Raw genomic sequence first — 20,405 nt, 5'->3', positions numbered from 1 at the left:
GAGGGGCGCCGGGGGCGGGAATCTGGGCGTACACATTTCCTACACAAATGAGGATGGGGCCCTCTCTGTGAGAGCCTAGAAAGAACAGGGCCGCGGCTCCCCTATTAGAGCGGCCCTTCGGTTTTCCAACGGTTAAGCTTCGGCCGCATTAATGGCTGTATACCCATTAGAAATGGGACATAGCAGCGTTAATGAGTTCAAAAACGATTAGTCCAATAAGAGCCGCTGCGGCAAACTTGATGGCATTCGCAAGCTGTGGATGCTCATAAGCCCAGCCCGTCCTCGTCTCTTCGCTGTCCGCCTTCTTTCCGTCCAAGAAGTCGGATATCTCTTGATACGTCACCAAATCATTCTTCTTCTTGATATGTTCCGCTGCAAGCGCGCAGCACATTGCGCCAGCACCAAAGACGCCTGCCAACACCATCGTCGGAACGCACTGGACCATCCCCCACCCGTGGTTTTGTTGCCACATGAGCCAGGCCATAGAGACGGTAAACGCAAGAAGCCCAGCCAACATCCCCGCACCCAAGCGATAGAGCGTGCCCCTATCGCGTTCAACCCTTTCTCTAATTATTGAAATGTCGCCTTTAACAAGCTCGTCAATCGTTACATCCAGTTGTTCAGACAGCAGTAGGAGACTCTGGATGTCGGGGTACGTTTTACCGCGCTCCCAATTACTGATGGTCTGACGTGTTACAAAAATGCGCCTTGCAAGATCCTCCTGGGACAAACCAGCATCGAGTCGATACTGTTTAAGGCGTTTTGGCAGCTGCATGGCGTTCCCTTCGAATGCATTTCAACTCTTATTGGGCGGCTACACAACAGAAGCCGGCAAGCAAAGCGTAATCCCAAAATCAAACCCATACGGATGGCTGAGCGCAGATTAGAGTGTCAAAAATCTTTGACACATACGCTACCTGCTCTTTCTTGCAACTCGGACGCTATCGAATCGATCGGTTTGGCTACGTCCCAAATCGATCACATCCCTAATCAATCAAAAAGGGGCGCTTCCGGATTGGAAGCGCCCCTTTAAGATGCAAGAAGCAATTAAGCCTCGAGAGCCTTCTTGGCGATGGTAGCCAGCTCGTTGAAGGACTCGATGTCCTCGTAAGCCATCTGAGCCAGGACCTTGCGGTCGAGCTCGATGCCGGCAACCTTCAGGCCATGCATGAACTGAGAGTAAGAGATGTCGTTCAGGCGAGCAGCAGCGTTGATACGGGTAATCCAGAGAGAACGGATCTCGCGCTTCTTGTTGCGGCGATCACGATACTGATACTGCAGGGAGTGCTGGACCTGCTCTTTAGCATGCTTGTAAGTACGCGAAGCGGCACCGTAGTAACCCTTCGCACGGTGCATAACGGTACGGCGCTTCTTCTTGGCGGCAACAGCGCGCTTAATACGTGCCATGTTCTATCAACTCCTAGACGGTAAAACGAAAAACGGGAACGCGAACTTAGGCGAGACGCGACTTGATGACCTTGCGGTCGGCAGCGGCGATCTCGGTCTCCTGACGGAAGCCACGCTTACGCTTGGTGGACTTCTTGCTCAGGATGTGGCTCTTGAAAGCCTTGGCGCGCATAAGCTTGCCGGTACCAGTCTTGCGGAAACGCTTCTTGGTGCCGCTGTGGGACTTCATCTTAGGCATGAAATACTCCTTAATCGGTTACAGAACACTAGTTACTTGGTATCGCTTGCCGCTTTATCCTCATCGAAGGCGCCCTTAATCGGGGCGAGCAGCATAAGCATGTTACGGCCTTCCATCTTAGGCTTGGACTCGACCGTAGCGTAAGGCTTGAGATCCTCGGCGAGACGCTCGAGAACGTTAAGGCCCTGCTCCGGGTGAGCCATCTCACGGCCGCGGAACATGATGGTGATCTTAACGCGTGCGCCCTTCTTGAGGAAACGCAGAACGTGGCCCTTCTTGGTCTCGTAGTCGCCAACGTCAATCTTGGGTCGGAACTTCATTTCCTTGACCTCGACCTTGGACTGGTTCTTACGAGCAGCCTTGGCCTTCATGGCCTGCTGGTACTTGAACTTACCGTAGTCCATGACCTTGCAGACCGGCGGCTCCGCGTTGGGAGCGATCTCGACCAGGTCGAGACCCTGATCGTCGGCGACGCGCTGGGCATCGCGGATGGCGAACAGGCCGAGCTGAGAGCCATCGACGCCAATCAAACGGCACGAAGATGCAGTGATCTCGTCGTTGATGCGGGTGTCATCAGACTTAGCTATTTTCCCTACCTCCATTCATAAAAAAATAACCCGGCGCTTCTCAGCAACCAGGTCGTACACATAGACTTCCTCGATTTGAGGAAGAGAATCTAAGTTGTATGACCAGTCAGCTGCTCATTGGCGCCAAAAGGTGGGAACCCTCGGGTTCCTCTTTAGGGCATTGCGGGAACAACGCCTTGCGAATAATAACACGTACAGCGCGTTATCACATTACGTACACGAAAAAGGGGCCTTGACCCCCTTGAACGCTCGCTTGCATGCATGGTGCCCGAGGCGAGACTCGAAGGGCCTTCGCTTCGCGAAGCCCCGGGCTTCGGGCGCGTGGCGCCCTCGCCACGCTCCGCTACAAACAGGCCACAGGCCTGTTTGCTTAACGCTTCGCGCGCTCACGCGAGTTCGGCACGAAAAAGGGGGCCGCAACCCCCTTGAACGCTCACTTGCATGTATGGTGCCCGAGGCGAGACTCGAACTCGCACGTTGTTGCCAACGGTGGATTTTGAGTCCACTGCGTCTGCCAATTCCGCCACTCGGGCACGCAATGCGTGAGTTAGTTTATCACAGCTTTCTACCGATTAGTCCGAAAATGGAACTTCGAGCATTTCGATGAGTTCGACCGTGCGGAGCATCTCGCGCTGACGGCATCCACGACCGTCGACCGAAGCCTCACCCATCTGGTTATCGTAAGGGTCCTCGCGCATGCCGTCGAAAGAGGGCTCAAACTCTGCCTGGAATCGATTGTTGGCCACCATACGCCACGGGTCGAGATTGCCAAAGTAGTGACGGCGGCGCCACTCCTCCCCCATCCTGCGAGCAGAAGATCCAAATGACACGTCGGCGTTGAGCCAACCGGTCTGCGGCGTATAGAACTCTGCCCAGTCGTGCGACCCCACCGAATCGGGCGCAACGTACAGGCCGCTCTGCCAACGGGCAGGCACGCCCGCGATACGGCACATGGTGATAAACGTGAGCGCCATAACGCCGCAATCGCCGCGGAGCGAATGCGCGCAGTCATCGGCAATAGATCCCAAAAGCAAGTACGGCGGCTGATAGCGATAGTCGATGTACTGCGTCAGGTAATCATAGATAGCACGGGCGCGATCGAGCGGATCCTCGAGCCCGTCAATGACACGGGCTGTCAGCTGCTGTAGATACGGCGTGAATGCAATGTGCGGACGGTCCTCGGAGGTGTCCACGGGCAGTGGCGCGTCCATGCAAGGATGCATCGGAAGCGTACCCCCATAGACATCACGATAAGCGGCATCAATTTGATAGCGATAGGTCACCGAGAATGAGCGCTCACTCGAAGAAGACCACGAGGCGGTACGCGCCGAAGCATTCGCGGGGGCAACAGCACCCTCCGGCGTCATATCGAGAACCTCGATATGAGACTGTTGACGACAGGCGGCGGCAACGGGTAGCCGCGCGCGAACAGTCTCTCCATCTAGAGCACCGGGGACAGACACGGACGCTTTAAGCGTAATGACGCGAGCCAATCCGTTTTGTGACTCCATCTCCTTGAGCATCTCGTTGCGCAGTGCTATTCCGCCCGTAGAATCGGGCCGCATGCCGGGAACCTCTTTGGGATATACGCGAAGCGAATCGAGGAAGTTGTCGAGAACGAACAGTTCGCCATCGATAAAGCGCCAGTCAATACGCTTACGATTAATCAGGTCATCAAACTGCTCTTCGGTAAACTCTGGCCACTCCTCGCGAATCATCGCAATAGCCTGATCGCGCGACACCGAAAAATGAAGCGGCGTCTCGAGCATGCGATACCGCTCGGCACGAACACAAGCAGCCAGCGAAGGCTCGGGGTTCTGCTCCAGAAGGCGATCGCAGGCAGCAACAGCCTGCATCAAATACCCGGCATCCTTAAGACGAAGAATCTCAGGCGGTAGCCCAATATCGAGATGGCGAAAATCATCACTGCAAACATCAACAGAGCAGCCAACAGGACCCTCGTCAATAACCTTCCCATCCGAAGGCAGTACATTAATAACAGCCATACCAAAACTCCAAGTCACTAGAACGCTTGAAGCCCATTGTAGCGAGATAAAAAAGAAAGCCCCAATTAAGGAGCCCCCAACACTGATAAACGGTGCCTATAAAAAATGAATTCAGCCCAGTAACCCTGCGGCGTTAAACGAAGGAAGCCCCGTCCCCCGGAGCTGTTTCCTTGGCGCGACTTCTGGCAAAGCCAGGTGAGCGCAAAGGAAACAGTGTAGGGGGACGGGGCTTCCGGTGGGAAGTTTAACGACGCTTACGCCTTGTTGACGGAGCCAAACTCCTCCATGAGCTCCTTGGTGCGGGCAACGATGTTGTCGCGACCAGGCTTGAGGAGCTTGCGGGGGTCAAAGCCCTTGCCCTGCTGATCCTTGCCAGCCTCGATGTACTCGCGGACGCCCTTGGCGAAGACGAGCTGCAGGTCGGTGTTGACGTTGATCTTGGAGATGCCCAGGGAGATGGCCTTCTTGATCTGATCCTCGGGGATGCCGGTGCCACCGTGCAGGACGAGGGGCAGGTCGCCGGTCTGGGCCTTGATCTCGCCCAGGCGCTCGAAGGAAAGGCCAGCCCAGTCGGCGGGGTACACGCCGTGGATGTTGCCGATGCCGCAGGCGAGGAAGTCGACGCCCAGGTCAGCGATCTGCTTGCACTCAGCAGGATCAGCGAGCTCGCCGCTGGAGGTCACGCCGTCCTCGGTGCCGCCGATGCCGCCGACCTCGGCCTCGATGGACATGCCCTTGGAGTGGGCAAGTTCAACGAGCTCCTTGGTGCGGTCGAGGTTAAGCTGGAAGGTCTCCTCGTGAGAGCCGTCATACATGATGGACGTGAAGCCGGCCTCGATGCACTTAAAGCAGTCCTCGTAAGAACCGTGATCGAGGTGAAGGGCGACGGGAACGGTAACGCCCGTGGCCTCGACGGCAGCCTTGACCATGTCGGCGCAGACCTTGAAACCGCCCATCCACTTAGCGGCACCAGCGGTGCACTGAAGGATCAGCGGAGACTTGGCCTCCTCGGCGGCCTGGAGAATAGCCAGGGTCCACTCGAGGTTGTTGGTGTTGAAGGCACCAAGACCGTACTTGCCGGCCTCGGCCTTCTTGAGCATGTCTGCTGCGTTGACGAGCATAAAAGAAACCTCCTGTAAGGTTGCTCCGATAACGCCTGAGATTTTACCACGGCGCACCCGAGCATAAACGTTCGTTTGTTCACGAATATCGTCCAAACAGACTTTTTTGACCGTTTGCCCTACGGAATCGACCCGTTGGGGAAAAATAGCTTGACGTTTGGACGCTTCTCGTGCTTCAAAAGCCGACTATTAAGCTACATCCGCATGAAAGGGTTCTGCATGAGCTCGCGTGCCATGGTGGTCGAATCGCCATGGCCGGTTAGGCAAACGGTATCGGGCGGGAGAAGCCGGGCGAGCTTGGAGAGCGAGCGCAGAATCGCCGCCTCGTCTCCTCCAGAAAGATCGGTGCGGCCGTGCCCACCCGGAAACAGGGTGTCGCCCACAAAGGCAATGTTCCCCTGCTCGGTGGCAGCAAACAAGACGATCCCGCCCGGCGTATGCCCTGGCGTCTCGATCACCTGCAGGTAGATATCGCCCACCTCGATAGCATCGCCCTCGGCGAGCAGGCGTGTCGGCTCCCCGGGGTCAGGCGTCTCAATGCCCCACATAGCTCGCTGTTCCTCGATGTTCGCATGCGGCACCGCCGCATCCTTAGCACACAGCTCATACTGACAGCCCTCGCCAACGGTGGTTCGCACGCCTACAACACCACCAACATGATCGGCATGGCCATGAGTGCATACGGCGCCAAACAAGCGTACGCCGGGATGCTCGGCTCGAATATGCTCCACCAGGCGTTCGCCTTCCCATGCGGGGTCGATAATCACGCACTCATTGTCCGAAATAACAGCATAGCTATTGGTCTGAATGGGACCGTTTACGAGCGTCTCGATCTCGACCGATCCCTTGGGAGTTAAATCCAAGGACACAGCGCTCATGTCCCTCTCCTCTCTATAGAACTCGAGGCATCAAACGATGCCTCGAGTGTAGCGAATATCGATAATGTGGCACGTTCGTCGCGACTAAACGCGGCGCTTAAGCTGGGCTCCACCCTCACCGGGCATCAGGCGGCGCGCGTCGTAGACCGAGTCAACGCTGCTGATGGAGGCCAGCAGCGGATCCAGACCACTCGCGTCCGAGATCTCGACCATAAAGCGCAGGGTTGCAATACCCTCGCGGTTGGTCGACGTGGCGGCAGAAAGGATATTGCCGCCCGCATCGCCAATGGCAATGGTGACATCCTTGAGAAGGCCCATGCGGTCCAGGCACTCGACCACGATCTCGACCTGGAAGAGGGTGTCGGCAGCGCCGTCCCACTCCACTTCGATCATGCGCTCGGGATGCTCCATAAGACCCTTGACGTTGGGACAGTTGGCGCGATGCACCGAAACGCCACGACCGCGCGTGATGAAGCCGACGATGTCGTCGCCCGTCACGGGGTTGCAGCAATGAGCCAGACGGACCAGTAGGCCGCTGTTGCTCTCGCCCTTGACGATAATGCCGTTACTGGCGCTCTTGCCGCGCTTTTGCGGCTTGCGGTTGGAGCCGCGAGCAGGCTGCTTCACGACCTCGGCGATAGCCTCGGCCTTGGTGAGCTGTTCCTCGGGCTTGGGGTCCAAGATTTGCTCGACCTTATTGCCCACAGCGCGCGGGGCAACCTTGCCGGCGCCGACGGCGGCAAACAGGTCCTCGAGCTGCTTGAAGTTAAACTGCTCCGCCACGGCGTTGAGCGCACGCGTCGAACGCGGCGTAGAAATGCCATAGCCACGCTTACGCAGGTCCTTAGCCAGCATATCGCGACCAGCAGCAGCGTCGTCGTCCTTGGTCGCAGCGGCAAAATAGCGGCGGATCTTTGACTTGGCGGAAGGTGTCTTAACGATCTTGAGCCAATCACGCGACGGCTTGGAACTCTTGTTAGTCAGAATCTCGACACGGTCACCCGTCTTAATCTCGTGCGTGAGCGGAGCCACCGCACCGTTGATTTTGGCGCCGACGCAATGGTTTCCCACCTCGGTGTGAACGGCGTAGGCAAAGTCGAGCGGCGTGGAGCCGGCACGAAGCGCCATGACCTCGCCCTTGGGCGTAAAGACAAAGATCTCCTGATCGAAGAGGTCGACCTTCAGCGAATGCAGGTATTCCTTGGCATCGGTGATCTCGTCGGAAGCCGCCCAATCGAGCGAATGCTTGAGCCAGTTGATCTGGTCGTCCAAACGTTGAGCGTCATTGGTCTTGGAAGCAGACGATCCGCCCGACTTCTTATATAGCCAGTGGGCGGCAATGCCGTACTCGGCCTGCTCATGCATCTCATAGGTTCGAATCTGAATCTCGAGCGGGCGAGCCGTGGGGCCGATGACCGTCGTGTGGAGCGACTGGTAGTTATTGACCTTGGGCATGGCGATATAGTCTTTAAAGCGGCCGGGCATGGGGTGCCACAGCGTGTGCACCGCGCCGAGCGTGGAGTAGCAATCGCGCACCGAATGCGTGATGACGCGCAGTGCCACCAGGTCGTAGATCTCGGAGAATTCCTTGCCCTTGCGCTTCATCTTTTGGTAGATGGACCAATAGTGCTTGGAACGGCCGTTGATCTGGAAGTCTTCCAGGCCAATGCGGTTGAGCTCGTCGGTGAGCGTCTTGATGGTCTCGGCCAGATAGCGCTCACGGACCTCGCGCGACTCCGCCACCATGCGTGCGATGCGCTGGTAGGCATCGGGCTCCAGGTAGAAGAAGGACAGGTCCTCGAGCTCCCATTTAATGGAGCTCATGCCCAGACGGTCGGCCAGGGGCGCATACACGTCCATGGTCTCGCGAGCCTTAAACAGGCGACGGTCCTCACGCAGGGCTGCAAGGGTGCGCATGTTGTGCAGACGGTCGGCAAGCTTAACGATGATGACGCGGATGTCCTTGGACATGGCGAGGAACATCTTTCGCAGCGTGAGCGCCTGTTTCTCGTCCATACTGTCGACTTCGATGTTGGTGAGCTTGGTCACGCCATCGACGAGCTCGGCCACCGTATCGCCAAACAGGCCGGAAACATCGGCAAGCGAGGTCTCGGTATCCTCGACGGTATCGTGCAGCAGCGCGGCGCACACTACATCGCAGTCCATCTTGAGATCGGCCAAAATGATGGCCACCTCGACGGGATGGTTGATGTACATCTCACCCGAGCGGCGCTTTTGGTTGCAGTGCTTCTCGGCAGCAAAGCAATAGGCCTGCTCCACCTTAGAAAAGTCGTCCTCATTCATATATTTGAGGCACAGGCGCTCCAGTTTGTCGTAGCTGTCCGCCATAATCTCGGGCGGCAGCTCATCGGCATGCTTATAGTGCTCCATCTCCGAGAACGGCTGGAGGGTGGAATCATGGGCGGTACGGGCTGCGGCATCCATCGAGGTCCCCTTCCCCTAGGCCCGCGGTACGATCGGGCGGTTAACTTTGGCTAGCATATCAGAAGCGCACGAATCGAGCGCCCAACTCCGGAAAGCCGAGAACTCCATGCGCGAGCGCAAGCCCTCCAAATAGCGAATTGACCTGCTCAATTGCACACGGCCGGGGTTTTCGGCCATCGCGATGCGACGGGTGTCGTCAAACCCCGAAACGCGACAGAAACCAAGCTCTTCGAAGATTCCCAGGCCACTTTCCACCGAGCGCTCGTCGACCGGCGTGCGAGCATCGATGGCAAGGCACATCTGCGCGATGTCGATATCGCTTGCGCAGAATGAATCATCCCCGGTCTTACCGCGGTTGGAGCGCCACATGGTCTGCAGCGCACGATAGAGTGTGACGAGTTCGTCGCGCTCGGGTGCGTAGCAGTCGAGCAGGCGCTCGTTGATGCGGGCGTCGCGCGACGAATAGAGCAGGTGGATCACGGCGGGCTGTCCGTCACGACCGGCACGCCCGCTCATCTGGTTGAACTCAATGGCGCCAAACGGCATGTGGTACAGCACGACATGGCGGATATCGGGCAGGTTGACGCCCTCACCGAAAGCCGAAGTTGAAACGATGCAGCTGAGGCTTCCGTCTCGGAATGCTTCCTCCACGCGGCGGCGATCGGAGCGCGCAAGCCCCGCGTTATAGAACGCGATATGGGTTGCGCAATCGGGCACACGCTTGCGCAACGTCTTGGCGAGCGCCACGGACTGGTCGCGCGAATTGACGTAAATGACGGTCTTCTCCCCCGTCGCCACGATCGACACCAAACGGTTCTCGCGGCTCGCAAGGTCGCGGTCGTCCTCGAGCTGCAGGTTCTCGCGCACCGTCTCGTCGACCACCGTGCGAGTAATCGGCAGCATGCGGGCAAGCTCGGCCACGACCGGAGCCGTTGCGGTGGCAGTCGTGGCCAGAACGACCGGATCGCCCAGGGCCTTGAGGATATCGGGCATGTCGAGGTATGCGCTTCGGTCGCCGCCCTTGGCAAGACCGGCATGGTGCGCCTCGTCAATAACGACAAATCCGATACGCCCCGAGCGCGCAAAGCGGTCGCGGTGAATAGACAGGAACTCAGGCGTCGTGAGCACGATGCCGGTGCGGCCCGAAGCCAGGTCGGCAAACACGTCATCGCGCGCTGCTTCCACGGTCTCGCCGGTCAGCACGCCGACGCCAATGCCGAGCGCAGCCATCGTCGATGAAAGATGATAGGCCTGGTCGGCAACGAGTGCGCGCAGCGGATAGACAAAGATGCTCGCACGCCCTCGAAGGACCGCCTCGCGCGCGGCGTGCACATGGAAGATGAGCGACTTACCACGTCCCGTCCCCATAACGGCCAAAACGCTCTGGTGGTCGGCGAGCGCGTCGAGTGCCTCGACCTGCGCGCGATGTGGCTGGTTCGAGCCGATAAAGCTATGGATAAGCGAGCGCGTGAGCTCGGTATAAGAAAGCTGGGCGAGCGTCTCGCGTTTACGCGACTCCAGGCGCAGGCCAGAATCCGCCGGCTGCACGCCGCGGCGAAGCTCGCATGCCGGATCGTCGATATTGGACGCCGCGGTATCGCGCACCAAGACATCTTTGATCATGAGCTTGGGCTTCACGCGTCCCTGCCAATGCTCGGCCACGGCCTCGAACACCAAGTCGACGGCGCTGTCGCAATTGATGAGCCTATCGATCTGCGGCACGCGGAACATGATGGCCGGCACACTCGCGGCGCCATCGGTCGCCACGAAGCGCATGTGTTCGCCGGTTTTGCCCACCACGGCGCGATCACACATCGTCACGCCCTCGGCGGCCAGCAACGGCACCTTATTGCCCTGGCCAAACGGCTCAAGACGGGAAATCTGCTCGATGGTCTCGATATTTAACTCGGAGAGGTCGACGGTGGCGGCAACCTCGTCAGTGTCCTCAAAGTCCTCGGCGGGAAGCTCCGATAGCACGGCCGAAAGGCGACGACGGAACTCGTCGAGCTTGGACGCCTCGATGGTCACGCCCACCGCACCCGCATGCCCGCCGCGACGAATCAGCAGATCCGAGCAGCGTTCTACGGCGTCGAACAGGTTGACCTTGCCCACCGAGCGACCCGATCCGCGCGCAACGCCGTCCTCAATCGAGAAGAGCAGAGCCGGCACGTGATAACGGTTGGTCAGGCGGCTCGCTACGATACCCTTGACGCCCTCGTGCCAGCCCTCGCCACCCACGACGATTGCGCGACCGCCGTCATAGGTCTCCTCGACCTTTGCCATGGCGTCGCGTGTGAGCTCCGCCTCGATCTCGCGGCGCTGACGGTTGATTTCCTCGAGCTCGGCTGCCAGTGCACTTGCCTCGATAGGATCGCGGGCAAGCAGCAGGTCGAGCGCCAGCTTTGGATCAGCCATGCGGCCGGCAGCATTCAGACGAGGGATGAGCGAAAACGACAGGCCGTCGGCCGTAATGGTAGAAAGGTCGGCCTTGGCAAGTGCGGCAAGCGCGATATAGCCGGGACGGGCCGTCGCGCGCATCTGCTGGATGCCCTCGGCGACCAGTGCGCGATTCTCGGGCGTGAGCGGCATCATGTCGGACACGGTGCCCAGCGCCGCGACCTCGATCAGCGAACGCCAATACGACGGCTTGCCCAAACGCTCGCCCAGGACCTGCACCAGCTTGAGTGCCACGCCGGCACCGGCAAGCTCGCGCGAGGGACCCTCGTCCTCGAGCTTGGGGTCGGTCAGGGGCACGCCCTGCGGCACCTGGTCGGACGGCTCGTGATGGTCCGTGACCACCAAATCGATCCCCAGGCTCTCCAGATAGGAGACTTCTTCCTTGGCGGCAATACCGTTATCGACGGTCACGATCAGCTGAGGGCGAGCGAGCTCGTTAACGCGGTCGAGCGCCGCGCGCGAAAGACCGTAGCCCTCGTCAAAGCGATGCGGAATAAACGGCGTGACATCGGCGCCAAACGTGCGCAGTGCCTCGGTCAACAGGCAGGTCGACGTAATACCGTCAACGTCAAAATCGCCAAAGACCGCAATGTGCTCGTGGTTGCAAATAGCACGCTCGACGCGGTCGGCAACGACCGACATGCCCGGGATAATGAGTGGGTCGGCCCAGTCGCGATCGAGCGAAGGCGTCAAAAACAGCTGACCTTCTTCGATGGATGTAATGCCGTGCGCGACCATAATACGCGCCACCAGCCCGGGAATGCCCAGGCCAGCCGAAAGCTCCTTTTCGAGCTCGGGGTTTTGCTGAGCGACCGCCCAGCGATGCGTCGTCTTAAGCGATGACATAGGCGCCCACCCCCGATAGGGGCAGGTCGCCGCGATACCTCTCACGGTTCATAGCGATGAGTCCTCTGTGTATGCCCGCTTCGGCAGGCAGATCTGTTGAACGGATTTATTATACCGTGCAGAGCAGACGCAAATCGCCGCAGCACGCCGCGGTTTCGGTAAACGATGCCGGTAATAGCCTCGAAATATTCGAGCGTTTCTGACGCACGGACGCATGCGAGCGTCTAGCATATCCATTCAAAACGGGTTCACGGGCAAAGGGAGTCACAAGCGCATATGAAGCAATGGGTTGGACTGGGCAAGTTTCTCGCGGGGCACATGCAGGTCATCGTTCCGATTTGCGTGGCGCTCGGCGTGCTCTTTCCCCAACAGATTGGCGTGCTCAAGCCCATCGTTCCCGCCCTGTTTGCCTTTATGACATTCCAAGGCGCGCTCAGCAACACCTTTCACCAGGTAACCGAGGTGTTCCGCCGTCCGTTGCACCTAGTCTTGGCGCTGCTCGTCTCGGCGGTGCTTATTCCCATCGCGGCGTATGCCATGGGGTCACTCTTCTTTGGCTCCAACCCCAACCTTGTCTGCGGCATTGTGCTCGAATACAGCGTGCCCGTGGCCGTCACCGCTTTTATGTGGATCAGCATGTTCGGCGGCAACGGCCCGCTCGCGCTCACCATCATCCTGACGTCCTCGGTCATCTCACCTGTGACGATTCCGCTTACGCTCAAGCTCCTGCTGGGCGCCACCGTCTCGATCGACGTGCCGAGCATGATGCAGAACATGGCCTTTATGATCGCCATCCCCGCTGTGCTCGGTATTGCCATCAATGAACTCACGCGCGGCTGGGGCCACGAGAAACTCTCTCCCGCGCTCTCGCCCGCCTGCAAGTTCATGATGATGGGTGTCATCGCGTCCAACTCCACCGCTATGAGCGAGTACGTGCTACACATAAACGCGGTGCGCCTGGAAGTCGCCCTCTTTATTTTGGTCTTCGCCATCAGCGGCTTTGTCGTCGGTTTTCTGGTCGCACGTGCGCTGCATCTGCCATATAGCGAGACGACTACCATGTGCTTTACCTGCGGCATGCGCAACATCTCTTCGGGTGCCGTCATCGCCACGCAGTACTTTCCAGGCGAGGTCGTGTTCCCCGTCATGTGCGGCACGCTGTTTCAGCAGGTGCTGGCCTCGATTATCGGGCATCTCTTTGAGTGCCTAACCGGCGAGGAGCGCACCAAACAGCGCAAGCGGGTCGAAGCCGGCCGCGACGCGTTGGCACGCTAGGCTGTCCGCATTACGCGGGTGCTAGTCTTGCTATACGAGCGTTTCCAGATGCGCACGCAGACGCTCAGCATCGATATCGAGCGTCGTCTCGGCATTGACTTGGGCCAAACGATAGCCGACAAAGTAGGGCGAAACCACCCAACGCGGCAGCGCCTTGGCAATGGTCCGACCGCCCAGGTGATAGAAGAACAAGTTGTACGACTCTGCGCGACCACCGTGGTGCTCGTTTAGGATATAGCGCAGAGCTACCTGGATCGCATCGGCAAAGAGATCCGCCTCGGCTTGGTCTCGTGCGTCATCGCTGGCGGCGATTCCCTGCGGGGCTGAAACGTTGATCTCAAAGAACCCCATGATCGGTTCGGCTGAGATATTGACCGAGATTCTCCCCTGTTGCCAGACATTGATGCCTTCGAAATTGGCGGAAGCCAGCGAAGCATAGCCGTCTTCCTGCTCCAAACCCACAATCTGCATGTGCGGATGGACCAGACTGCCGCCCGAAAGTGGGCCCTTGTTCTTGTACATGAGAACGCTGCGATACTGTCGGGAGTCAATCATCCGCTGCCAGCAATCCAGGGCAAACCGCATAACATGATGCAGCTCGTCCGGCGCATAGGTCACCAGGTCGGCGTCGTGGTCGGACGACTCAATCAATACGGTCTGGCGAGTGGCCCGCAAGGTCTTAAACTTATTCTCGAGCCAGATGCAGCCACCGTCGCGCCGGATGATATTGGCGAGTTCCTCGGTATCGCAAAAGGGGCACGCGGTGCCGGGACGACGGTTGTCGTCGGGCTTACCGTTCGCCTGCTGAACGTCAAATACCAGCGCCACGGGTTATACCTCCAGCGGCACGATCTTGGTGCCATGGAGTTCGGAGACGCCCAGTGCCGCCGCCACGGTATCGCGATTGGCCGTGGAAATGCCGCCACCGGGAAGAATGGTCAGGCGGTCGCCCGCATACTCGACAAGACGCGACAGGTGCTCCAGGTTGTCCTCGATCGGCGTTCCGGCAGCACCACCATGCGTCAGGATGCGCGTGATGCCGCAGTCGGCGAGTGTGTCAATGGCATCGAGCTGAGCCTCGGGCGAGAGCTGGTCAAAGGCCATGTGGAAAGTGATGTCGATAGGATCGCGCTTGCACTCCTCGGTCGCACAGCCCGTAGCCATCACGAGGGCGCCGAGGGTGAGCTCGTCGAGCGCCCAGCCGCCGGCACAGAGCTTGCAGCAGCCAAAGACCAGGCCGTCAACGCCGGCGCTCACGGCAAGACCCAAGTCCATCTCCATCATGCGCAGCTCGTCCTGGTTGTAGTGAAAGTCACCGCCACGCGGGCGAATCATGCACATCACTCGCGCGTCATGCTCGTGAGCATAGCTGACCGTAGTGCTGATAACGCCGGCCGAGGGCGTGGTACCACCGACGGCAAGGTTGTCGCACAACTCGATGCGCTTAGCACCGGCATCGATAGCCGCCGGCACACGCTCAAAGTTCTCGGCACAAAACTCGTACAGCATAGATAGCCCCCAGGAGACATTTCGATTTTCACACGGCATTGTCGCACGTTAAATAGCAACCCGCACGATGGAACAAAACCTTGACAAGGAGTGTCCCAAAGTGCCGGCACATAAGGAACGTCCCCAGGTGCCACCTTGAGCGATGGGTACTCATTTAAGTACGTCCCCAATGAGTACCCGCAGGGGACAGACAGACCGGACTCCCTATACGACAACTGTGTAACACATACTATGTGTCATATAGTATGTGTTACACAGTATACTACGAAAGGAGCTGTGCGGATGGAGGCACAGATGAAGCGCAGCTTCCTCGAGGCCTGCGTGCTCGCGGCCGTCTCGGGCGAGGAATCCTACGGCTATCAGATCGTGAAGGACGTGCCCGCGAGTATGGGGCTCACGGAATCCACGCTCTATCCGTTGCTCAAGCGCCTGGAGAAGGCGGGCTGCATCACCGCGCGCTCCGCCGAGCACAACGGGCGGCTGCGGAGGTACTACCGCATCACGGACGCCGGGCGCGAGCGTATCGCCGAGTTCCTCGCCGAATGGCCATCCGTGCAGGAGATCTACCGTTACGTGGAGGGGGCGCACCATGACGCGCGATGAGTTCTTGAACCGGCTGGGCGAGCTTCTGGCCTGCCTGCCGGCAGATCAGGTAAAGGAAACGCAGGAGTTCTACGCGGAGGCCATCGCCGACCGTATGGAGGACGGCATGACGGAGGCCGAGGCTGTGGCCGCCATGGGCACGCCCGGTGAGGTCGCCGAGGCAACGCTCGACGAACTGCCCGCCGTGCCGCGCGCGATCGCGAGGACCAAGCGCAAGAGCACGGCACTTCTATGGGCGCTCGCCATCGTGGGCTCTCCGGTATGGATTCCGCTGCTGCTCGCGTTCGTCGCCGTTGCCGCTGCAGTCTACATCTGTATTTGGGTTCTTGCGCTCTGCGTGTGGATCGTGGCCGCGGCATTCGGGGGCGCGGGCCTGGTAGGGCTCCTGTTCGCCGTGGACGGCATCATTATCGGGCATGTTCCGTACGTTTTGGCCTCGATGGGAATGGGATTCGCTTCCATCGGTGTGGCGCTCCTCACGGGAGCCGGCGCCTGGACGGCGTCCAAGCAGATCGCGCGCCTCTCTGCCCTTTGGGCGAAGAAAGCCGTTTCGCCCTTCTGGAAAGATCGAGGCAATAAGAGCCGCATGGGCGCCGAAGCGGCGCCGCTCACGGCATAGGAAGGAGTGCAAACATGTCCAGCGTAAAAAGGATTTACCTTGCCGTAGCGAGTGGGCTTGTTGCCACGGGGCTCGTCCTGGCTGCTATCGGATTTGTGGCCTCCGGCTTTAACCTCGCTGTGCTCAACACGCAGATCGACCTGCGCGATGACACCATCATTCTGGGTGGTGTTGAAATAGACGACCCGACAGGGCTTCCACTCATCGAGCAGCTTGCCGAGGTCGGCGAGATCCATATTGGATCTGCAACGACTGGTTCGTCTTCTCCTCGCAAATGATCGAGCTCGTAGCAGCCGTCCCCCCCTTCGGGCGCACCACGACGGGCATGAGCACGCCGCGCTCGGAGCCTTTTTGCGAGACCTTCCGTCACGCTCTTCCTGCGTGGTGAACCGGTCATCGACCGACGAGAGGCTGATGGGAATCTCTCGACTTCGGGCCAATCCCGCTCACCGATCTGGTCTTCCTTCGTGATGCGCACATAAGCGAGCAGACACCGCGCAGTGCTTCAGCGCGGCCGCACTTCCACGTCTATGACGGAGGTGCCCGGCGGCGTCTTGGCAATCCCCTTGTTTGCAGGCGTTAGCGCGTGGGGATCGCCCACTCGGGGGTCGAGGCCGCCGAGGACGGCGGCGAACCTCGCGGTGTCATTCGACATCGCGAGGTTCCCGGACCATGACCACCTGGCCTCGTACCGCGGCATAGCCCCAAGGGTGAGGAGCTTCGGCACGTCGATCAGGGCGCCCGCGCAGCGTCGGCCGGTCCGCCGTTCGGCAGAACGGCGGAAGTCCCTAGCCGCCCAGGTAAGCCTTGCGGACGTTGTCGTCGTGCAGGAGCTCTTGGCCGGTGCCGGTCATGGTAATCTTGCCGGTCTCGAGCACGTAGCCGCGTGTGGCGATCGAGAGCGCCATCTGCGCATTCTGCTCGACCAGAAGCACCGTGGTGCCGGCCTTGTGCAGGTCCTCGACAATCTGGAAAATCTGCTCAATCAGAATCGGCGCCAGGCCCATGGAAGGCTCGTCGAGCATGAGCAGCTTGGGGTTGCTCATAAGGGCACGGCCCATGACGAGCATCTGCTGCTCGCCGCCCGAAAGGGTGCCGGCGACCTGGCGGCGGCGCTCCTTCAGGCGCGGGAACTGCTCGTAGACGCGCTCAAGGCCCGGAGCAACCGTGGACTTGGGCTGTGTATAGGCGCCCATCTCCAGGTTCTCCTCGACCGTCATCTGCAAAAAGGCGCGACGGCCCTCGGGAACCTGGGCCAGGCCCTTGCCCACCAACTTGTCGGCAGGCGTATGGGTAATGTCCTCGCCCATAAACTTGATGGAGCCGGTCTTGGAACGCAGCAGGCCCGAGACGGTTTTAAGCGTTGTAGACTTGCCGGCACCGTTCGCGCCGATCAAGGCCACGATCTCGCCCTCGTTGACGTTAAAGGAGATGTCCTTGATGGCGTGGATAGCGCCGTACCAGACGTTGATGTTGTAGACGGAAAGCATCGGCTCTGCCATTTAGTTCTCCCCCTTATCCTGCTTGCCCAGATATGCCTCAATTACGGCATCGTTGTTCTGGATCTCCTCGGCCGTGCCCTTGGCGATGACCTTACCAAAGTTGAGCACGCAGATGCCCTCGCAGATGTTCATGACGAGCGACATATCATGCTCGATAAGCATAATGGCGATGCCAAAGGTGTCGCGGATCTTAACGATGTTCTCCATGAGCTCCGCGGTCTCGGACGGGTTCATGCCGGCGGCAGGCTCGTCGAGCAGCAGCAGTTTGGGGTTGGTGGCAAGCGCGCGGACGATCTCCAGACGACGCTGGGCGCCGTAAGGCAGCGAGCCGGCCTGCTCGTTTGCCAGGTGCTCCATATCAAAGATGGACAGCAGCTCCATGGCGCGCTCGTGGGCGGCCTTCTCGTGCTTCCAGTACGTCGGCAGACGCAGCACGCCCTCAAAACCAGAGTAGCGCTCCTGGTTGTGCAGGCCGACCTTAACGTTGTCCTCCACCGTCATGGTGTTGAACAGGCGAATGTTCTGGAACGTACGGGCGATACCCATACGGTTGACCTGATAGACCGACTTGCCCGAGGTGTCCTCGCCGTCGAGCAGGATAGTACCGTGCGTGGGCTGGTACACCTTGGTGAGCAGGTTGAAGACCGTGGTCTTACCGGCACCGTTGGGACCGATCAGACCGGCGATCTCGGTCTTACCGATGGTCAGGCTAAAGTCGTCGACTGCCTTAAGGCCGCCAAATTCAATGCCCAAGTGGATGCACTCGAGCGCCGGGCGCTGGCCCAGGTCGCGGTCGGGAACGATGGCGCCAGAAGGATACGGGACCATCTTGCCCTTGTTGAACTCAAACTTACTGGGCATCGGCTGCCACCTCCTTCTTGGAAGCAAAGCGGTCCTTAATGCGTGCGAAGAACGACTTGAGCTGCGGGTTGTTGGTAAAGATCATGACCAGAATCAGCACGATGGCGTAGATGAGCATGCGGTAGTCCGAGAACTGACGGAGCAGCTCGGGAAGCACCGTGAGCAACGCCGCCGCGATGACGGAGCCGCGCATATTGCCCAGACCGCCCAGGACCACGAACACCAGGATGAGGATGGACGTGTTGAAGTCGAACTTGGTGGCGGAAAGCTGCGAGAAGTTACCGCCGAAGAGGGCTCCGGCAGCGCCGGCGAGAGCGGCGGAAACCACGAAGGCGATCATGCGGTACTCGGTGACGGAGATGCCCACGGACTCGGCAGCGATCTTGTTGTCGCGCACGGCCATAATGGCACGGCCGGTACGGCTGCGAACCAGGTTGAGCACGATCACGAGTGCGACCATGACCAGGATGGCACCGGCGAGGAAGGTCGAGTACGTCGACACGCCCGATGCGCCCTGCGCGCCCTTGATGATGGCGGTGCCGTCCTCGAGCAGGTGCAGGTCGTCGATCGTGGAGTTACCTGTGATGTTAAAGATCACATGCAGGCCGCGGGAGTCGACGCCCACGATAAGGCAGGTGACGATCTCTTTGATGATCTCGCCAAAGGCCAGCGTCACGATAGCCAGGTAATCGCCGCTCAGGCGAAGGACCGGGATGCCGATCAAGAAGCCCAGGATGGCGGCAGCGATGGCACCGACCACGATGCTGATGATAAGGCGCACCGGATCGGAGGGAACGGCGCTCTCCAGCGCGACGGCGGTGACGATTCCCGTATAGGCACCGACACTCATAAAGCCCGCGTGGCCCAGCGACAAGTCGCCCGCGATGCCGACGACGAGGTTAAGGGAGATGGCCATGACGATATAGGCCGTGATGGGAACCAGCTGACCGGCGATCATGCGCGGAATCATGTGGTTGGACTGCATAAAGAACACGATGGCGAACGCCACAAGGCACATGGCGTACGTAACAAAGTCGTGACGCGTCTGCTTGTCTTTAAGAAACTTCATAACGCTCACCTACACCTTCTCGGGGACGTACTTGCCCAAGAGGCCGGCAGGCTTGACGAGCAGGACGATGATCAGAACACCAAAGACGATGGAGTTGGCAAGGCTCGTGGAAATGTAGGCCTGCGCCATCGCCTCGATGATGCCGATGAGAATGCCACCGACAAAGGCGCCGGGGATGGAGCCGATACCGCCGAAGACGGCGGCGTCGAAGGCCTTGATGCCAGGCATGGCACCCGTCGTGGGCTGCAGCACCGGCGAGTAGGAGCACAGCAGCACGCCGGCGATGGCGGCAAGGGCAGAGCCGATGGCAAACGTCATCGAGATGGTACGGTTGACGTTGATGCCCATGAGCTGAGCGGCGGCCTTGTCCTCGGACACGGCGCGCATGGCTTTGCCCATCTTGGTCTTACCTGTAAAGAACATCAGACCGGCCATGATAACCAGGCAGGCGACGATGGTGACGAGCGAAACGGCGCTCACGTTGAACTTGGCCAAGAACTCCGGCACCGGGAAGGTAACGAGCGAAGTGAAGTTCTTGGGCGTGGCGCCCCACAGAAGCTGCGCGGCATTCTGCAGGAAGTAGGACACGCCGATGGCCGTGATCAAAACGGCCAGCGGGCCTGCTTGGCGCAGCGGCTTATAGGCCAGACCCTCAATGAGAACACCGAGAACCGTGCAGACCACGCAAGAGAGAATTACAGATGCCCAACCCGGGAGGCCGAGATACGACGTGGCGCAGAACGAGACATAGGCACCGACCATGATAACGTCGCCGTGAGCGAAGTTCAGCATCTTGGCGATACCGTAGACCATGGTGTAGCCCAACGCGATGATGGCGTAGACGCTGCCCATGGACAGGCCGTTGACCAGGTATTGGATAAAGACCGTCATGTTCCACATCCCCCTTTCGAATAGGTTTCCAGTTAATGTATGAAACAGGGACGTTACACTGTCCCTAGATACCAAGCAAGCAGGGAAGGCC

General features: G+C 59.5%; 19 protein-coding genes and 1 tRNA gene. 4 read left to right on the top strand and 16 right to left on the bottom strand.

What is annotated here, in order from left to right:
- Positions 1-166 precede the first annotated feature (166 nt).
- From DWW12_RS04960 to recJ, 10 genes are all read right to left on the bottom strand, one after another.
- Positions 167-775: a helix-turn-helix transcriptional regulator gene (locus DWW12_RS04960; RefSeq protein WP_117855272.1), complete on the bottom strand. Its 609-nt coding sequence runs from the start codon at positions 773-775 to the stop codon at positions 167-169.
- 272 nt (positions 776-1,047) lie between these two features.
- Positions 1,048-1,407: a 50S ribosomal protein L20 gene (gene rplT / locus DWW12_RS04955; RefSeq protein WP_006234421.1), complete on the bottom strand. Its 360-nt coding sequence runs from the start codon at positions 1,405-1,407 to the stop codon at positions 1,048-1,050.
- Between the two features lie 46 nt (positions 1,408-1,453).
- Positions 1,454-1,645 carry a 50S ribosomal protein L35 gene (rpmI, locus tag DWW12_RS04950; RefSeq protein ID WP_006234422.1) on the bottom strand — a complete coding sequence of 64 codons (192 nt, stop codon included), beginning with the start codon at positions 1,643-1,645 and terminating at the stop codon, positions 1,454-1,456.
- 32 nt (positions 1,646-1,677) lie between these two features.
- Entirely contained in the window at positions 1,678-2,247 is a 570-nt protein-coding gene (gene infC, locus DWW12_RS04945; RefSeq protein WP_006234423.1) for a translation initiation factor IF-3, read from the bottom strand.
- Between the two features lie 431 nt (positions 2,248-2,678).
- A tRNA-Leu gene (locus DWW12_RS04940) sits at positions 2,679-2,765 on the bottom strand.
- Positions 2,766-2,804: 39 nt separating this feature from the next.
- Entirely contained in the window at positions 2,805-4,238 is a 1,434-nt protein-coding gene (locus tag DWW12_RS04935) for a transglutaminase-like domain-containing protein (protein WP_117855271.1), read from the bottom strand.
- A 254-nt stretch (positions 4,239-4,492) separates the two neighbouring features.
- Entirely contained in the window at positions 4,493-5,359 is an 867-nt protein-coding gene (gene fba / locus DWW12_RS04930) for a class II fructose-1,6-bisphosphate aldolase (protein WP_035137086.1), read from the bottom strand.
- Between the two features lie 194 nt (positions 5,360-5,553).
- A complete protein-coding gene (locus DWW12_RS04925) occupies positions 5,554-6,237 on the bottom strand; it encodes an MBL fold metallo-hydrolase (RefSeq protein ID WP_117855269.1) in 684 nt (227 codons plus the stop codon).
- 84 nt (positions 6,238-6,321) lie between these two features.
- Positions 6,322-8,682, bottom strand: a complete 2,361-nt coding sequence (locus DWW12_RS04920; protein ID WP_089573299.1) for a bifunctional (p)ppGpp synthetase/guanosine-3',5'-bis(diphosphate) 3'-pyrophosphohydrolase — start codon at positions 8,680-8,682, stop codon at positions 6,322-6,324.
- 15 nt (positions 8,683-8,697) lie between these two features.
- Complete coding sequence (recJ, locus tag DWW12_RS04915; protein WP_117855267.1) at positions 8,698-11,985, bottom strand: single-stranded-DNA-specific exonuclease RecJ; 3,288 nt, start codon at positions 11,983-11,985, stop codon at positions 8,698-8,700.
- Between the two features lie 276 nt (positions 11,986-12,261).
- Here recJ and DWW12_RS04910 point away from each other — a divergent pair, with 276 nt between their 5' ends.
- Complete coding sequence (locus DWW12_RS04910) at positions 12,262-13,260, top strand: bile acid:sodium symporter family protein (RefSeq protein WP_117855265.1); 999 nt, start codon at positions 12,262-12,264, stop codon at positions 13,258-13,260.
- 30 nt (positions 13,261-13,290) lie between these two features.
- On the opposite strand, the gene DWW12_RS04905 is transcribed toward DWW12_RS04910, so the two are convergent.
- Together DWW12_RS04905 and DWW12_RS04900 are read right to left on the bottom strand one after the other, a co-directional pair.
- Positions 13,291-14,088: a DUF4931 domain-containing protein gene (locus DWW12_RS04905; RefSeq protein ID WP_117736940.1), complete on the bottom strand. Its 798-nt coding sequence runs from the start codon at positions 14,086-14,088 to the stop codon at positions 13,291-13,293.
- Between the two features lie 3 nt (positions 14,089-14,091).
- Positions 14,092-14,769 (bottom strand): copper homeostasis protein CutC, encoded by a 678-nt coding sequence (locus DWW12_RS04900; protein ID WP_117855264.1) that lies wholly within the window; start codon positions 14,767-14,769, stop codon positions 14,092-14,094.
- 282 nt (positions 14,770-15,051) lie between these two features.
- On the opposite strand from DWW12_RS04900, the gene DWW12_RS04895 reads away from it, so the two are divergent.
- From DWW12_RS04895 to DWW12_RS04885, 3 genes are read left to right on the top strand one after another with little or no spacing between them, the layout of a single operon-like run.
- Positions 15,052-15,372, top strand: coding sequence for a PadR family transcriptional regulator (locus tag DWW12_RS04895; protein WP_199570691.1), 321 nt, complete (start codon positions 15,052-15,054; stop codon positions 15,370-15,372).
- A complete protein-coding gene (locus DWW12_RS04890) occupies positions 15,359-15,991 on the top strand; it encodes a DUF1700 domain-containing protein (RefSeq protein WP_117655177.1) in 633 nt (210 codons plus the stop codon). Before DWW12_RS04895 ends, DWW12_RS04890 begins: the two co-directional genes overlap by 14 nt.
- A gap of 14 nt (positions 15,992-16,005) precedes the next feature.
- Positions 16,006-16,269: a hypothetical protein gene (locus DWW12_RS04885; protein ID WP_117736812.1), complete on the top strand. Its 264-nt coding sequence runs from the start codon at positions 16,006-16,008 to the stop codon at positions 16,267-16,269.
- Positions 16,270-16,779: 510 nt separating this feature from the next.
- On the opposite strand, the gene DWW12_RS04880 is transcribed toward DWW12_RS04885, so the two are convergent.
- Genes DWW12_RS04880 through DWW12_RS04865 form a run of 4 tightly spaced genes read right to left on the bottom strand, consistent with a single transcriptional unit; the run spans position 16,780 to position 20,314 of the window.
- Positions 16,780-17,481 (bottom strand): ABC transporter ATP-binding protein, encoded by a 702-nt coding sequence (locus DWW12_RS04880; RefSeq protein ID WP_035137222.1) that lies wholly within the window; start codon positions 17,479-17,481, stop codon positions 16,780-16,782.
- Between the two features lie 12 nt (positions 17,482-17,493).
- Positions 17,494-18,354, bottom strand: a complete 861-nt coding sequence (locus DWW12_RS04875) for an ABC transporter ATP-binding protein (protein ID WP_089573307.1) — start codon at positions 18,352-18,354, stop codon at positions 17,494-17,496.
- Positions 18,344-19,423: a branched-chain amino acid ABC transporter permease gene (locus tag DWW12_RS04870; protein ID WP_117655179.1), complete on the bottom strand. Its 1,080-nt coding sequence runs from the start codon at positions 19,421-19,423 to the stop codon at positions 18,344-18,346. The genes DWW12_RS04875 and DWW12_RS04870 overlap by 11 nt, the downstream gene beginning before the upstream one ends.
- A gap of 9 nt (positions 19,424-19,432) precedes the next feature.
- Positions 19,433-20,314: a branched-chain amino acid ABC transporter permease gene (locus tag DWW12_RS04865; RefSeq protein WP_089573309.1), complete on the bottom strand. Its 882-nt coding sequence runs from the start codon at positions 20,312-20,314 to the stop codon at positions 19,433-19,435.
- Positions 20,315-20,405: the final 91 nt, after the last annotated feature.

Source organism: Collinsella sp. AF14-35 (genome assembly GCF_003464565.1).
Lineage (GTDB): Bacteria > Actinomycetota > Coriobacteriia > Coriobacteriales > Coriobacteriaceae > Collinsella.
This window is presented reverse-complemented; position numbering and strand designations above follow the sequence as displayed.

Excerpts from the sequence above, each read along its gene's own strand:
- DWW12_RS04890 (WP_117655177.1), top strand. The coding sequence starts at position 15,359 with ATGACGCGCGATGAGTTCTTGAACCGGCTGGGCGAGCTTCTGGCCTGC.
- DWW12_RS04895 (WP_199570691.1), top strand. The coding sequence starts at position 15,052 with ATGGAGGCACAGATGAAGCGCAGCTTCCTCGAGGCCTGCGTGCTCGCG.
- rpmI (WP_006234422.1), bottom strand. The coding sequence starts at position 1,645 with ATGCCTAAGATGAAGTCCCACAGCGGCACCAAGAAGCGTTTCCGCAAG.
- DWW12_RS04900 (WP_117855264.1), bottom strand. The coding sequence starts at position 14,769 with ATGCTGTACGAGTTTTGTGCCGAGAACTTTGAGCGTGTGCCGGCGGCT.
- DWW12_RS04935 (WP_117855271.1), bottom strand. The coding sequence starts at position 4,238 with ATGGCTGTTATTAATGTACTGCCTTCGGATGGGAAGGTTATTGACGAG.
- DWW12_RS04910 (WP_117855265.1), top strand. The coding sequence starts at position 12,262 with ATGAAGCAATGGGTTGGACTGGGCAAGTTTCTCGCGGGGCACATGCAG.
- DWW12_RS04885 (WP_117736812.1), top strand. The coding sequence starts at position 16,006 with ATGTCCAGCGTAAAAAGGATTTACCTTGCCGTAGCGAGTGGGCTTGTT.
- rplT (WP_006234421.1), bottom strand. The coding sequence starts at position 1,407 with ATGGCACGTATTAAGCGCGCTGTTGCCGCCAAGAAGAAGCGCCGTACC.
- DWW12_RS04925 (WP_117855269.1), bottom strand. The coding sequence starts at position 6,237 with ATGAGCGCTGTGTCCTTGGATTTAACTCCCAAGGGATCGGTCGAGATC.
- infC (WP_006234423.1), bottom strand. The coding sequence starts at position 2,247 with ATGGAGGTAGGGAAAATAGCTAAGTCTGATGACACCCGCATCAACGAC.
- DWW12_RS04875 (WP_089573307.1), bottom strand. The coding sequence starts at position 18,354 with ATGCCCAGTAAGTTTGAGTTCAACAAGGGCAAGATGGTCCCGTATCCT.
- DWW12_RS04880 (WP_035137222.1), bottom strand. The coding sequence starts at position 17,481 with ATGCTTTCCGTCTACAACATCAACGTCTGGTACGGCGCTATCCACGCC.
- DWW12_RS04870 (WP_117655179.1), bottom strand. The coding sequence starts at position 19,423 with ATGAAGTTTCTTAAAGACAAGCAGACGCGTCACGACTTTGTTACGTAC.
- fba (WP_035137086.1), bottom strand. The coding sequence starts at position 5,359 with ATGCTCGTCAACGCAGCAGACATGCTCAAGAAGGCCGAGGCCGGCAAG.
- DWW12_RS04865 (WP_089573309.1), bottom strand. The coding sequence starts at position 20,314 with ATGACGGTCTTTATCCAATACCTGGTCAACGGCCTGTCCATGGGCAGC.
- DWW12_RS04920 (WP_089573299.1), bottom strand. The coding sequence starts at position 8,682 with ATGGATGCCGCAGCCCGTACCGCCCATGATTCCACCCTCCAGCCGTTC.
- DWW12_RS04960 (WP_117855272.1), bottom strand. The coding sequence starts at position 775 with ATGCAGCTGCCAAAACGCCTTAAACAGTATCGACTCGATGCTGGTTTG.
- recJ (WP_117855267.1), bottom strand. The coding sequence starts at position 11,985 with ATGTCATCGCTTAAGACGACGCATCGCTGGGCGGTCGCTCAGCAAAAC.